The organism is Pseudomonas sp. 9.3L (assembly GCF_058536285.1).
In genome coordinates this window covers 3,103,120-3,116,017 of sequence record NZ_JBZUBK010000001.1, presented here as the reverse complement: position 1 = coordinate 3,116,017, position 12,898 = coordinate 3,103,120, and the positions used below count along the sequence as shown (strand labels likewise).

At 55.3% G+C, this 12,898-nt stretch carries 13 protein-coding genes; 8 read left to right on the top strand and 5 right to left on the bottom strand.

Going from position 1 to position 12,898, the window contains the following annotated elements; all coding sequences use genetic code 11:
• Positions 1 to 50: 50 nt before the first annotated feature.
• The gene (locus AC4LE2_RS14295) at positions 51 to 1,256 is read right to left on the bottom strand and encodes an ISL3 family transposase (RefSeq protein ID WP_491828142.1); all 1,206 of its coding nucleotides are present in this window, start codon (positions 1,254 to 1,256) and stop codon (positions 51 to 53) included.
• Between the two features lie 391 nt (positions 1,257 to 1,647).
• On the opposite strand from AC4LE2_RS14295, the gene ihfB reads away from it, so the two are divergent.
• The 3 genes from ihfB to AC4LE2_RS14280 all read left to right on the top strand — a co-directional run bounded on the left by ihfB (position 1,648) and on the right by AC4LE2_RS14280 (position 4,245).
• Positions 1,648 to 1,947: an integration host factor subunit beta gene (gene ihfB, locus AC4LE2_RS14290; RefSeq protein ID WP_491826388.1), complete on the top strand. Its 300-nt coding sequence runs from the start codon at positions 1,648 to 1,650 to the stop codon at positions 1,945 to 1,947.
• A gap of 16 nt (positions 1,948 to 1,963) precedes the next feature.
• Positions 1,964 to 2,233 (top strand): lipopolysaccharide assembly protein LapA domain-containing protein, encoded by a 270-nt coding sequence (locus AC4LE2_RS14285; RefSeq protein ID WP_491826387.1) that lies wholly within the window; start codon positions 1,964 to 1,966, stop codon positions 2,231 to 2,233.
• A gap of 569 nt (positions 2,234 to 2,802) precedes the next feature.
• The gene (locus AC4LE2_RS14280; RefSeq protein WP_491826386.1) at positions 2,803 to 4,245 is read left to right on the top strand and encodes an MBL fold metallo-hydrolase RNA specificity domain-containing protein; all 1,443 of its coding nucleotides are present in this window, start codon (positions 2,803 to 2,805) and stop codon (positions 4,243 to 4,245) included.
• A 40-nt stretch (positions 4,246 to 4,285) separates the two neighbouring features.
• Here AC4LE2_RS14280 and AC4LE2_RS14275 read toward each other — a convergent pair whose 3' ends face one another.
• Positions 4,286 to 5,176: a glycosyltransferase family 2 protein gene (locus AC4LE2_RS14275; protein ID WP_491826385.1), complete on the bottom strand. Its 891-nt coding sequence runs from the start codon at positions 5,174 to 5,176 to the stop codon at positions 4,286 to 4,288.
• A gap of 263 nt (positions 5,177 to 5,439) precedes the next feature.
• On the opposite strand from AC4LE2_RS14275, the gene AC4LE2_RS14270 reads away from it, so the two are divergent.
• The 5 genes from AC4LE2_RS14270 to AC4LE2_RS14250 all read left to right on the top strand — a co-directional run bounded on the left by AC4LE2_RS14270 (position 5,440) and on the right by AC4LE2_RS14250 (position 10,632).
• Entirely contained in the window at positions 5,440 to 6,555 is a 1,116-nt protein-coding gene (locus AC4LE2_RS14270; RefSeq protein WP_491828141.1) for an O-antigen ligase family protein, read from the top strand.
• Positions 6,556 to 6,721: 166 nt separating this feature from the next.
• Positions 6,722 to 7,609: a glucose-1-phosphate thymidylyltransferase RfbA gene (rfbA, locus tag AC4LE2_RS14265; protein WP_491826384.1), complete on the top strand. Its 888-nt coding sequence runs from the start codon at positions 6,722 to 6,724 to the stop codon at positions 7,607 to 7,609.
• 160 nt (positions 7,610 to 7,769) lie between these two features.
• Complete coding sequence (locus AC4LE2_RS14260) at positions 7,770 to 8,678, top strand: glycosyltransferase (protein ID WP_491826383.1); 909 nt, start codon at positions 7,770 to 7,772, stop codon at positions 8,676 to 8,678.
• A complete protein-coding gene (locus AC4LE2_RS14255) occupies positions 8,660 to 9,625 on the top strand; it encodes an NAD-dependent epimerase/dehydratase family protein (RefSeq protein WP_491826382.1) in 966 nt (321 codons plus the stop codon). Before AC4LE2_RS14260 ends, AC4LE2_RS14255 begins: the two co-directional genes overlap by 19 nt.
• Positions 9,622 to 10,632 carry an MraY family glycosyltransferase gene (locus tag AC4LE2_RS14250; protein WP_491826381.1) on the top strand — a complete coding sequence of 337 codons (1,011 nt, stop codon included), beginning with the start codon at positions 9,622 to 9,624 and terminating at the stop codon, positions 10,630 to 10,632. The genes AC4LE2_RS14255 and AC4LE2_RS14250 overlap by 4 nt, the downstream gene beginning before the upstream one ends.
• On the opposite strand, the gene AC4LE2_RS14245 is transcribed toward AC4LE2_RS14250, so the two are convergent.
• Genes AC4LE2_RS14245 through AC4LE2_RS14235 form a run of 3 tightly spaced genes read right to left on the bottom strand, consistent with a single transcriptional unit; the run spans position 10,617 to position 12,895 of the window.
• Positions 10,617 to 11,015 carry a GtrA family protein gene (locus tag AC4LE2_RS14245; protein WP_491826380.1) on the bottom strand — a complete coding sequence of 133 codons (399 nt, stop codon included), beginning with the start codon at positions 11,013 to 11,015 and terminating at the stop codon, positions 10,617 to 10,619. The two genes, AC4LE2_RS14250 and AC4LE2_RS14245, sit on opposite strands and share 16 nt — an antisense overlap.
• Positions 11,016 to 11,963 carry a WxcM-like domain-containing protein gene (locus AC4LE2_RS14240; RefSeq protein ID WP_491826379.1) on the bottom strand — a complete coding sequence of 316 codons (948 nt, stop codon included), beginning with the start codon at positions 11,961 to 11,963 and terminating at the stop codon, positions 11,016 to 11,018.
• Positions 11,960 to 12,895 carry a glycosyltransferase family 2 protein gene (locus AC4LE2_RS14235; protein WP_491826378.1) on the bottom strand — a complete coding sequence of 312 codons (936 nt, stop codon included), beginning with the start codon at positions 12,893 to 12,895 and terminating at the stop codon, positions 11,960 to 11,962. The genes AC4LE2_RS14240 and AC4LE2_RS14235 overlap by 4 nt, the downstream gene beginning before the upstream one ends.
• Positions 12,896 to 12,898: the final 3 nt, after the last annotated feature.

Sequence of the window (12,898 nt, the reverse complement as noted above, 5' to 3'; positions counted from 1 at the left end):
GCTTCCATGCGAAAAAGGGGTGACTTCGGTCACCCCTTTTTTTTGGTTCTTCACGGATTGCCGGGAAAAGCGCATTTGATCTTCAGGAAAAAGAACGCGCTGTCCCGGTAGCCGTACGCCATACGTTTTATGACCTTGATCTTGTTGTTCATACCCTCCAGTTGACCGGTGTGCATAGGCCAGCGAACTCTGCTCAAGATGCCTCGCCAGTAGCCACTCAGCCGTTTGGCGAACAAGATCAGTGATGGGATACCGCTCTGTTTGGCATGTGCCATCCATTGTTTCCAGGCCTTGCGCCACTCCCAAGCCGAGCCGATTGACCACAGCGCCTTAAGCTCAGCCTTCATCACGTAGACGGTCATCAGCGACTGATTGGCGGCCAGCAAGTCTTGCAGATGCACCTGCTGTTCGTGGTTTTTCATGTTCTCTGGGTTGCGCAGGAGCAGCCAGCGCGCCTGTTTGATGACTTTTCTCTGCGGCTTGTCATGGCGCAGACGATTCGCCTCATCCACTCGCACTCGGCCGATCACTTCCCGCCCAAACTTGGCGATGACATGGAACAGGTCGTAGACCACCCGGGCGTTACGGCAGTGGTATTTCACCTCCAGATCAAAGGCCGTATTCATGTCCATGGCGACTGCTTCGATACGCAAGCACCGCTGCGGTCCAAGCTCTTCGAAGAATGAGCGGATAGCAAGTCGACTGCGCCCTTCGCCGACCCAGAGAACGCGGCGTGTATCTGCATCTAGGATCACACTGGCGTAGCGGTGGCCCTTGAAAAGGGCAAACTCGTCCATGACCAGGCGGCGAGGCTCGACCTCGGGCAGCGCCTCAAGTTTTTGCTCAAGGGCGCGACGCTCCAACACTCTGACCGTCTCCCAATGAAGACCGAAAAGCTGAGCCACATGCAGTGTTGCCATGGTTTTACACGCATAAATCACTGCGTCACACAGCCTCACGGTCAGTCTGGAATAGCGATCCAGCCAGCTTACCGACTCCGCTCGTGTGCCGCAGTTGGGGCAGCGCAACCTTCGGAAATGGGTAATGAGAACGACCGGGTGACCGAGAATCGGGAGATCGCGAATAGAGCGCTCAACCTGATCGTGGATCGTCGGGCATGGCTGGAGGCAGCCACTGCAGGAGGGCGTTTGACCGTGAAGCCGGGTGAGTTGAATCTGCAAGGTCTCGCCAGTGAGTGAGGCGCTGACCACAGAAAAACCCTCCCAAAAGGGCAGGATCGTATTAATATCTGGCATTGGAACGGCGGTTTGGTTGATGGGTTTGCTCGCACGAACATCATCGGTCAAATCGCCGTTCTTTTTTGCCTATTTCCCAGGATTCCGTGAAGAACCTTTTTTTTGGCATGAAATGCTTGGAAAATCTGTTCGCGAACTATGCCCATGGCTTCGTTTGCTTCTACACCCTTATGTCTCGAAAAACCTTCAGCAGCAGGCGCTAACGCCAGTTAGCGAACCCAGGCTCTGCTGAAACATCGCTTGCCGTATCAAACAACTGATGCCTCAGATCTCAAATTATCCCAGAGCCGCTAGAATTTCTAGAAAGTCAAGATGCGGGCTGTTCAAATCCGGCGCACCATGCTACAACCTTCGAGCGGTTTCCTAGCTTCTTGATAAAGAAGGGAAAAGTATGACGAAGTCCGAATTGATCGAACGAATTGTCACGCATCAAGGCTTGTTGTCACCCAAGGATGTTGAGCTGGCAATCAAGACCATGCTGGAGCAAATGTCCCAGTCATTGGCAACAGGAGACCGGATCGAGATCCGCGGCTTCGGTAGCTTTTCACTTCATTACCGCTCACCACGGGTAGGGCGCAATCCGAAGACCGGCCAGTCTGTAACACTGGATGGTAAGTTTGTGCCTCACTTCAAGCCCGGCAAAGAACTGCGGGATCGTGTGAACGAAGACGACGTGCGCGACAGCGCCTGAGTCGAGGAGGAATGCCGTGCGTAGCTTCACGCGCTTGTTTCAAGTGGTAGTGGTATTGATCGTTGCAGCCATCTGCCTGTTATTCGTACTCGAAAATCCGCAGAAGGTGACCTTGAGTTTCCTGGGCTTCGCTGGGCCGCAATGGCCAGTGTCTGTCGTAGTGCTGCTCGCACTGTTGATAGGGTTGGCAATAGGGCCACTGATTGGTTGGTTTATCGCCATGCGAGGGCGCCGTCGGCTACACCGCGCCGCGATTCGTCAGAAAGCGAGCAGCGCGAACAGCTGAGGTCATGCAGGAGGCGGCTGTGAATTCAGCCGCACGGCCTGTGGCTTACCTGCACATGATGATCATGCTGCGGCTGGTAAAGCCCGCAGGGTTAATACCAAAGGGCAGGTCTGTGGCTTCTTCGCCATCCTGACCCGACCGTGCCAATACCCTAAAGTCCCCACCACAAGCCTTGAAGGCGCGCTTCTCACACTTGTTCCATGAAGACATAAGGCCAGAGCAGCTTACGTGAATCCCTCGCTTGCCCTGCTTTACGTAGGATTCATCGTGCCCCGCGCAGCCATAGAGGCTCACAATCACCAGTGTTAATAGCAGACCTCTCATGCCCTTCCCTATGGTTGCTCCAGGTACGTTGCCCGGCTTCATCGTATTAAGCGTATGCGCTTAACGCCCAGCCTAATGGTTTCTACTTCCGGAAACCTTACGCAACGCTACCGTAATTGCCAGCAAAAACGTAGCGGAGTTTGACTGACCTCAAACGCGTCCTGCATTTAGGACGGCGCCTATAGGCCAGGGCACGGCAGACACGGCTTAATTCCGTACCTCTTCGCTCATAAGGAAACGAGCCCGTGCAGTATCCTGCCATAAGCCACCATGGTGCCCACCAAGGTGTGACCGGTTCGTGTCATCAGCTTCACGTAAGCCCAAGCACCAGCTTATTGATCGACTGTGGGCTGTTTCAGGGCACTGAAGCAGGCCGAGAAGCGCGGCACGCCATTGAGTTCTCGCTGCAAGACGTTGCAGCGCTGATCGTGACCCATGTTCACCTAGACCATGTAGGCCGCATCCCGTGGCTGCTCGCAGCCGGCTTTGACGGCCCTATCCTGTGTAGCGAGCCTTCGGCTGCATTGTTGCCGTTGATGCTGGAAGACGCCTTCAAACTGATGCTTAGCCGAGACCGGGACAAGGTAGCGCGCTACCTGCAGAGCGTCGGCAGCCGCGTGGTAGCAATACCCTATGACGCCTGGCACCCCATTAAGCACGCAGGGCACACAGCGTGCCGCATACGCCTACGCCGTGCTGGCCATGTGTTGGGCTCTGCCTATGTCGAAGTAGACCTCCCGCAGCCCGACCCCCTTCGCAGTAAACGGGTAGTGTTCTCGGGCGACCTAGGCAGCGGCCGCTCTGCATTGCTGCGTAACCCACAGCCACCGGAGCGGGCAGACGTGCTGGTGCTGGAAAGCACCTACGGAGGCCGTCTCCACGGAGGCCGTCTCCACGACACCTCTGAAGGGCGTATCGCCAGGCTGCAACACTTGATTGAGAAAGCGCTGGCAGACCAAGGCACTGTACTGATTCCCTCGTTTAGCCTGGGCAGGGCTCAAGAGCTTTTGTCCGATATAGAAACGATACTGCGTACGAACGCCCTGGATGAGCCCCAGCGTTCGCGCCTGAACATCGACCTTGTTGACTGGCCCCGCGTGCCAATCATCCTGGACTCACCCTTGGCCAGCCGCATTACACAGGCCTATCGCACGTTGCACCCGTTCTGGAATGACGAAGCACAAGCCCGTGTGAGCGCAGGGCAGTCGCCCTTGGCCTTTTCCCAACTCATTACCCTGGACAGCCACGCCCAACACCAGCGAGCCCTTAATCTGCTCGCCAGTACGCACCGCCCGGCCATCGTGATCGCGGGTAACGGCATGTGTTCGGCCGGACGAATCCTTAACTACCTCAAGGCCATGCTGGGCGACGCGCGCCATAATGTGTTGTTTTCGGGTTACCAGGCGCAGGGTACCCCAGGGGCGCGCCTTCAGGCTGCCGAGCATAGGTCACAACCCACCTGCATCAATCTGGACGGCAAGCGCTATGAAGTTCGCTTAGGTGTGTCCACCCTGGACGGTTATTCCGCTCACGCGGATCAGGAAGGGCTGTTGAATTTTGTAGAGGGTATGCACGAGCCGCCGGGTGAAGTGCGCTTGGTTCACGGTGAAACCCGTGCAAAAGCCGCGCTCTCACGCGCGTTGAAAGCCCGGCTAGGAGAGGGGCTGCGGGTACTGACGCGCTATTGACCCCTGTAAGGCCCCCTGATGCAGCCCAAGCAGCGCGTTATCAGCGCGAAAAAAGCAGCCGAGCCAGGCCTCGGACCGTTTTACGGTTCCAGTGCCGCAAGGGGATATCCCGCAGAATGTCCCGCGCCAGCGGTTTATCCCGGTTGGCGCTTTTGAGGAACATTGAGTTGCGGTAGGCCATGGCCACGTGGTCGTAGCCAGGCTGCTCCTTGAACGCAGCGAAGGTGCTGAGCATGCTCTGGTACATGAACCTGTGCTGCTTGTAGGTATTGGTAGGGTGCTTGCGGTACTGAGACAGCGGCTCGCCCAACACATCCACATAATACCCGGCACGGGCGATCGCCAACTGAATGTAAATGTCTTCGAGCCGAATAGACGGGTCGAACCCGCCTACTTGCTCGAACGCTTCTCGCCGCAACATCAAGGTCGCGGCATTGGGGCCTGGCTTGCGATCAAAAAACAAGTCAGCGAAATCCAGGCGGCGAAACGGTAGGTTGCGCTTGCGCTGCTCCTTGGCTGGCAGCACCTGCCCATCCGGCCCTATGTGTTCGATGTTCGCCGAGCAAATCCCTACCTCAGGTTTACCCTCAAGGTATGCCACCTGCGTTGCGATCCTGTGGGGGAACATGATGTCGTCAGACCCGAAGGGCACGATCAGCGACCCTTTAGCGCGTGCGATAGCTGCATTCAGGGTACGGGACAGGCCCATGTTGGCTTGAAGCCTAAGGTCAAAGCCGTGGGTAGCAGCCAACCTCTGAAGCGGCTCGATGCTGCCATCGGTAGAGCCGTCGTCTACCACGATCAGCTCGATGCGTTCGTAGGTTTGGCCAAGCACACTGGTAATGCTCGCCTCCACGTAAGGGAGGTGGTTGTAGGACGCGATGATGACCGAGACCAGGGGACGAGGGTCTGGGGTGTGTTCGGGGCGCATTTCATAATCCTTGGTGTAATCTGGCCACCTCACCACAACACCCCCGGCAAGAGGTGCTATTGGCTGGCTAAACTGTGGTTGCACTGCAGCAATGCACCTATTGTAGGCGGTCCCTTGTTAGAATCCTTGTACATTCACTGACCGCGTACTAAGCGACACGGGAGCAAGCACATTTGAAGGCTGTCTATTTACCCGGAAACGCACTCCGCACCCGCTCCGCAGATTGGTTAGTGCAGTACATTCTACCGATAGGCTGGGTCGCTATGCTTACGGGCATGTTCTGGATTGGTGACCGGTCGCTTTACCACAAGCTGTATTACGCGCTAATTGCCTTTCCCACCGCGCTGGCGGTGTTGATACATCCTTCTTCGCTCAAGCCGCTCATTCGCCAACCCTTGTTTTGGGTCTTCGTCTGCTTTGCAGCCTATATGATGCTTACGCTTGTATGGTCGCCCACCGAAGAAGGCACCGGCTCGTTACTTAAACGCCCCCTGTACGTCGTGTTAATGATGCTAGCGGTTGGCCTGATGGCCACGCAGTGTTACAACCGCCTGATGGCCGCTACGCAGGCGTCGGCCGTGGTTGCCACTGCGGGTGCTGTGATGTTACTCGCGCACTATGTGCTGGTAGAGCTTCCTAACGGTGAAGGTCGCTTGAGTGGCATGGGCGCGTTGTATAACCCTCTTCTCACTTCTCATGTGCTAGGGGCGTTCGCAGCCTATTGGCTAGCCACCGCCTTTCGTGCACCTGTGGGTAAGCTTGCGTTGCCATTGGCGTGCCTGGCTATCCTGCTCGTTGCGATTATCGCAACCGGGTCTCGTACCCCGCTGGTAGGGCTATTGCTCGCATTCGGCTGGCTGCTGATAGGCGGTAACCCTAAACGGGGCTTGATCGGCGCGGGGGCCATTGTCGTCATTGCCGTGGCCCTTGTGTTCGCCTATCCCGATGCCGTGATGCAGCGTGGCGTATCTTACCGGCCAGAAATCTGGGAAAAGGTACTGGGCATGATAGCGGCCGACCCTTGGCTGGGGCACGGCTACGATGCCGGGTTCGTGATTCAGATCGCGGGCCTCCCTGAGGCACTGGCCGACCCGCATAACATCGAGCTGGCCGTGCTCTATGAGGGCGGTGTGGTAGGGCTGGCGCTCTGGTGCGCGTTGTATGCCGTAGCCTTTGCCTACTGCTGGCAGAACCGAAACGTGCCGTCGTTTACTGCAGCAGGCACCTGGCTCGTGTTTGGCATGGGCGCCGGGCTAACCGAAGGAGCGGCCTTTCTATCCCGTCCAAAAGAGCATTGGCTATTGATATGGCTCCCGATGGCGCTTGTGTATGGGCTTTCAGTGTTCAGGAAAAAACAAGTGACGACTGCGGCAAGCTGACGTCAATGTTTGGTATCGTCACGGGCTGTTTCCGCCAACCGGTTGCAGTGAATCAAATAACACCAGGCGACTGATCGCAGCGCGCTATAGGGCGCTGGGCATCGTCAGGGCATTAATGGAAGCTTGCATGCATAACGTGAAAGCCTGGAACAAGGAAACTCGAAGTATGACCTTAGCGCGTAAAGGCATCATCTTGGCTGGTGGCTCTGGCACTCGGCTGCACCCACTGACGCTCGGTACCTCAAAGCAGATGCTGCCGGTGTACGACAAGCCAATGATCTATTACCCGCTGAGCGTGCTGATGCTGGCCGGCATGAAGGAAATCCTGATCATCTCTACGCCCGATGACCTGCCTTCGTTCCGTAAGTTGTTAGGGGATGGCAGCCAGTTGGGCATTCGCCTGGAGTATGCGGTGCAGCCTAGCCCAGACGGCCTGGCCCAGGCGTTCATCATCGGTGAGGAGTTCCTGGCGGGTGCACCAAGTTGCCTGATCTTGGGCGACAATATTTTCTATGGCCAACATTTCTCCGACAATTTGCACGCAGCGAATAGCCAGCAACAGGGTGCTACGGTGTTTGGCTACCATGTGGCAGATCCAGAGCGGTTTGGCGTGGTGGAGTTCGACAGCGCAGGGCGTGCCTTGAGCATTGAGGAAAAACCTGCCAAGCCCAAGTCCAACTACGCCGTGACGGGCCTGTATTTCTACGACAGCCAAGTAGTTGAGATTGCCAAGGGCATCAAGCCATCCCACCGTGGCGAGCTGGAAATCACCGACCTCAACCGCGTGTACCTTGAAAAGGGCGCGTTGAATGTTGAGTTATTGGGCCGTGGCTTCGCCTGGCTCGATACCGGCACTCATGAGTCCCTGCTTGAGGCCAGCCATTTTGTACACACCATTGAGCACCGTCAGGGTCTGAAGGTGGCATGTCTGGAGGAAATCGCCTACCACGCGGGCTGGATCTGCCAGAACAAGCTTCGTGAACAGGGCCAGCGCCTGGCAAAAACGGGGTACGGTCAATACCTGCTCAAGATCGCCGACGAAAAAATTGGCTAATAGCCCAGATGAGTTATGACTGTAGGAGCGAGCAAAGCTCGCGAAGCCTCTCGTCACTTGTACGTAGAGGCCTTCTAACGAAACCCTACTTAGCGACTAGCAGACACGATGAAAGGATCAGAAATGAAGCATAGGCAAGCCGCAAGCGTTAAGCAGGTAAATGCGCACTAAACGTGTGGCAGTGTTATTGGCGGCTTACAACGGTAGCCAGTGGCTCGACGAACAGATTGATACCATCCTGGCGCAGGTCGGGGTAGGGGTAGAACTGTTCGTCAGCGTAGACCTAAGCGCCGACGACACGCTAGAGCGCTGCCAGCGCCGGGCCGCTGACGACTTACGCATTCATGTGCTGCCATATGGGCAATGCTTCGGGGGTGCGGCGGCGAACTTCTTCCGATTGCTGGCCGAAGCCCCTTTAGCGGGCTTCGAACTGGTCGCGCTCAGCGATCAAGACGATCGCTGGCTACCACACAAGTTGGAAAGGGCCGCGCAGCAGCTTGCCGCACAACGCGTCGATGCTTACTCCTCCAACGTGATTGCCTTCTGGCCAGACGGTCGTGAATGCCTTTTAGATAAAGCTCAGCCGCAAGTGCCGTATGACCACTATTTCGAAGCAGCAGGGCCTGGCTGCACCTACGTATTTACCGCCGAGCTGGCGCACCGAATTCAGGAAAACGTCCAAGACCAGGCTCAAGCCTTGGCGGAGGTGACGTTGCACGATTGGTACCTGTACGCCTGGGCTCGCTCCAATGGGTACAGATGGTGTATCGATGCAATGCCCGGCTTGCGCTATCGGCAGCATGGGGGTAACGCTGTCGGGGCTAACGTGGGAAGGGCGTCTTTACTCTCACGCTACCGGCGCATCAGGCAAGGCTGGTGGTTCGGGCAGATTCGGCTGATAGCGACGCTGGTAGGTTGCCCGGAGCGATTGTCCACGCAGCTCAGTAATGGGCGCTGCGGTTTGGTGTGGATGGCAGCGCATGCTTCTAAGTGCAGGCGCCGTAAGCGTGACCGCGTTTACTTCACTGGGCTTTGCCTGATCCAGGCGGTATGCGGGGAAACGCCATGAGCCAGAGAATAGTGTGTGTCACTGGAGCTACGGGCTTCGTAGGGTCTGCCGTAATGGCGACAATTACTGCCTCCGGCAAAGGTGAGCCTATTGCCGCAGTACGGGCACCCGAGCGCTGGAAGGGGCCGGGGACAGCGGTGCGTTATGAATCGCTGGATTCTGTACTGCCTGACCTTAGTGGCGTAAACGTGGTGATTCATTGTGCGGCCCGTGTACACGTGATGGATGACACCTCCCAATCCCCGCTTCATGCGTACCGTGCCGCCAACACGGCGGCCACTGCCCAATTGGCGGCCTATGCCGCGAGCTGTGGGGTAAAGCGGTTTATCTTTATCAGCACCATCAAGGTGAACGGAGAGACGACCCTTGGGCGGGGGCCTTTCACCGCCCTAGATGCGCCAGCACCGCAAGACCCTTATTCGCAATCCAAATACGAGGCGGAGCAAGCGCTTACCGAGCTTGGCGGTAGGTGCACCATGGAAATCGTGATCATCCGCCCACCCTTGGTGTATGGGCCAGGAGTAAAAGCGAACTTTAAATCACTGATGGCTGCGTTGCACCGTGGGCTGCCATTGCCCTGCGGTGCCTTGCATAACCGACGCAGCATGATCAGTGTGCAGAACCTGGCAAGCCTTGTGGTGCACTGCATCGATGCACCGGATGCTGCCGGGGTGTATCTGGCCCGTGACCAGGAACAGCCTTCAACCACTGAACTGATGGTCCTGTTGGCAGGCGCCTTGGGCCAGCCGCCGCGCCTGATTCCTGTGCCAGCCGCTTTGTTACGCAAGTTCGGCAGTGCCCTGGGCAAAGCTGGGGTTGTTAGCCGGCTGTGCGACCCCCTGGAAGTTGACCTGGCTCAGACGTCTACCCGGCTGGGCTGGCAACCACCTTTACGTCTTGAAGAAGGGCTGCGGCTGACCGCACAGGCCTATAAGGAACGATCGTGATCGTGATTATCGGCATGGTTGTGTTCCTGGCGGCTATCTTGATGACAGGCATCGTGCGCAAATACGCGCTGCATCGCCAACTACTGGATGTGCCTACCGCACGCAGTTCGCATACGGTACCAACGCCTCGAGGCGGCGGAGTGGGCATCGTCATTGCATTTTTACTGAGCCTACCGGCTGGGGTATTTTTTGGATTGCTGGCCTGGCCTGATGCAATTGTATTAGCCGTGCCTGGGCTCGTTGTCGCGGGTATCGGGTTTGCAGACGACCATGGCCATATTGCTGCAAGGTGGCGTTTGCTAGGCCACTTTGCAGCGGCTTTGATCGGCATAGCATTGCTGCCAGTGGTTCCCTCTGTGCCGCTGACACAGGACATTACCTTGAGCGGAACATGGCTTGTGATTCCGCTGGTAGTGGGCCTGGTATGGCTACTTAACCTCTATAATTTCATGGACGGGATCGACGGTATTGCTGGTGTGCAGGCGGTTACTGTCTCCCTGGGGTTGGCATTACTAAGCTATTGGTATGGGAATCTGGAAGATGTGGTGTTGGCATTGCTGCTGGCAGCTGCATCGGCCGGGTTCTTGTGCTGGAATCTGCCGCCCGCGAAGATCTTTATGGGCGATGCAGGGAGCGGGTTTTTAGGGGTGGTGATAGGGCTGCTGTGGCTAAAAATGGCAGCGGCCACCCCAGCGCTGTTTTGGCCGGGGTTGATCTTGATGGGAGTGTTTATAGTAGATGCTACGTGGACATTGATCGTCCGATTGAAACGTGGAGAAAAGGTATATGAGGCACATCGTAGCCATGCCTATCAGCATGCAGCCCAGCGGTACCGGAGCCATGGGAGAGTGACTGCGACGGTTGCAATTCTCAATATAGGATGGTTGTTGCCAATAAGTATCTTAAATTACGCTACTTATATAAGTAATATAAGCAGCCTATTAGTGAGTTATGTGCCTCTTGTCGCTCTAGCGGTTTGCTTTAGGGGAGGTCAGCGAGCCTTTTGAGTTCCAAATACCAATCTTGATAGCAAAAAAGTAATAGGTAAGGAGATCACGATCGCTATAAGAGGAGCGAGTTCAGCCTGCCAACCTAACTGCGTAACCCAGATGTTCAATACGACCATGCTAATTAAGTATTGAGTCAAGTAGATAAACGGGAAGGCTACCAAGGATCGCCAGCCTCGATCGCTTTTAAAAACGTAAGCCTTATTAAGAATAAAGGCCAGTACTATACCTAGCGCATAAGCGATGCTATAGCTCCAAGTATAGTCCATCCATTGCAAAGCCAAGAGATACACAAGATAAGTAATGGCGGTATTGAAACCGCCCGATACCAGGAACCTAGCAAAGCTAAAATGGCTGATTCTTTGAAACGCACGCTTAACCATTTATTGAGCTTTCAGCTTTATAAAGTCATCATAGTTTCGTATGTAATCACCTGCATCGTAATAATGCGAGGCGAAAACCAAAAGCACTGCGTCATTGGAGTAGCGGTACTGGATGCCCCAAGTCATGGGAGGCAAATGTAGGCCAATATTGGGCTTGTCCAGCACGAACTCCTCCCGATTGCCGCCATCATCTGCAACTACATGCACCGTGCCCTTGATAGCCAGTAGAAACTGATGGCACTCACGATGCGCGTGCTCGCCTCGTGTTTCAGCAGTAGGGACATCATAAACGAGAAAATAACGTTGTACTTTAAAAGGAATCTGCCGCTCGAATTCACCAACCGAGAGGTTGCCGCGCATATCGGTAACCTGCGGAAGGGTATGGAGACGAACTCCATTTACCTTACTCACCCCGGAGGAGCTATCTTCCGAACCAGAGACCATCGGTTGGCTCAAAGTTTCAGCCTTGGCATTTACATAACCAATGATTTTGGCAGGGTTGCCTACCACGATGGCATTAGGCGGTACGGAACGTGTAACGACTGCTCCTGCCCCAATCATTGCGTTACGTTCAACGGTTATCCCGGGCAGGATGGTGCAGTTAGCGCCAAGAGATGCACCTTGGCGAATGACAGTACGAGAAAAGGCCTCTGGGTAAACTTTACTTCGCGGGAAGCGATCATTTGTGAATGTAGCGTTGGGGCCGATGAACACATCATCTTCGATTTCGATACCGTCCCAGATTTGAACGCCACATTTAACAGTTACCCGATTACCAAGCACTACGTCGTTCTCGATGAACACTTGATCACAGATATTACAGTCTTCACCAATCTGCGCTTTTGGCAGAATGTGTGCAAACGCCCATACGCGCGTACCCTTGCCAATGGACTCGCTCTCACATAGAGCGTGGCTATGTACAAAATAATCTTTCTTTGGGATTGTCACGATTTTCCCTCGTAAGCATGCATACGCATTGGAATCGCCAGTGGCCTTTGCTTGGTGTTCTCATAAGTACGCCATGCGTAGGAACCAACAATACCCAAGCCCATCAGATTGGCGCAGCCTAGGAAGGTGATTGCCAACATGATCATGGCATAGCCAGGTACATCAATAGCGCCGTGCAGCTTGGCGATAACTACAATGATACCCAACAACGCGGCAAGCGTGGCCCCTACTGCGCCTACTCGTGTAAGAAGACGAATAGGAAGGTCTGTGAATGAGAAAATGCTATCCATCAGGTACGTCAGCTTTTTCTTAAACGTCCACGCGGATTTTCCATGCTCTCTTTCACGCCTTGAATAGGTGATGCATTTTCGCCTGTAACCAAGCCAAAAAATCTGTGCAATTAGGGAGCTGTGACGCTCATCCAAGGTGAGTAGTGTGTCCCTGAATGCCTGGTTGCAACCAAACATATCTACACCACCAGGGGGGATCTCAGGCACCACATAGCGCCTGTAAAAGCCCCAAAAGGCACCCGAGGCCATTCGAGAAAATAAAGGATCCTCACGGCTCTCACGCGCACCCACGACAACGTCCACAGGCTCGCTGAGCAGAATCCGATTCATTTCGATAACCAGTTCTGGAGGCTCTTGCAGATCGGCGGCCATGACAGCAAATCGTGTCCCTGTTCCCTGTTGCAGGCCAGTCCTAATGGCCATGAAAGAGCCAAAATTACGGGATAGCAGAATAAGTTTCGATCGCCACGGCTGGTTAGGAAGCGTGGCCGCTAGCAATTCATAGCACCGATCAGGGCTACCGTCCACGACGAATACAACTTCAAGATCACCGTTTAGCTGGTTATTCATGCCAGAAACGGCGTCGAGTAGCGCCGGGATAGAACTTTCGTTCTTGTAGACTGGAATGACGAGTGTCAGCACGTG

Bases quoted from the DNA above. Each gene is read 5' to 3' on its own strand.
- ihfB (WP_491826388.1), top strand. From the start codon at position 1,648: ATGACGAAGTCCGAATTGATCGAACGAATTGTCACGCATCAAGGCTTG.
- AC4LE2_RS14270 (WP_491828141.1), top strand. From the start codon at position 5,440: ATGCTTACGGGCATGTTCTGGATTGGTGACCGGTCGCTTTACCACAAG.
- rfbA (WP_491826384.1), top strand. From the start codon at position 6,722: ATGACCTTAGCGCGTAAAGGCATCATCTTGGCTGGTGGCTCTGGCACT.
- AC4LE2_RS14295 (WP_491828142.1), bottom strand. From the start codon at position 1,256: ATGCCAGATATTAATACGATCCTGCCCTTTTGGGAGGGTTTTTCTGTG.
- AC4LE2_RS14255 (WP_491826382.1), top strand. From the start codon at position 8,660: ATGCGGGGAAACGCCATGAGCCAGAGAATAGTGTGTGTCACTGGAGCT.
- AC4LE2_RS14275 (WP_491826385.1), bottom strand. From the start codon at position 5,176: ATGCGCCCCGAACACACCCCAGACCCTCGTCCCCTGGTCTCGGTCATC.
- AC4LE2_RS14260 (WP_491826383.1), top strand. From the start codon at position 7,770: ATGCGCACTAAACGTGTGGCAGTGTTATTGGCGGCTTACAACGGTAGC.
- AC4LE2_RS14245 (WP_491826380.1), bottom strand. From the start codon at position 11,015: ATGGTTAAGCGTGCGTTTCAAAGAATCAGCCATTTTAGCTTTGCTAGG.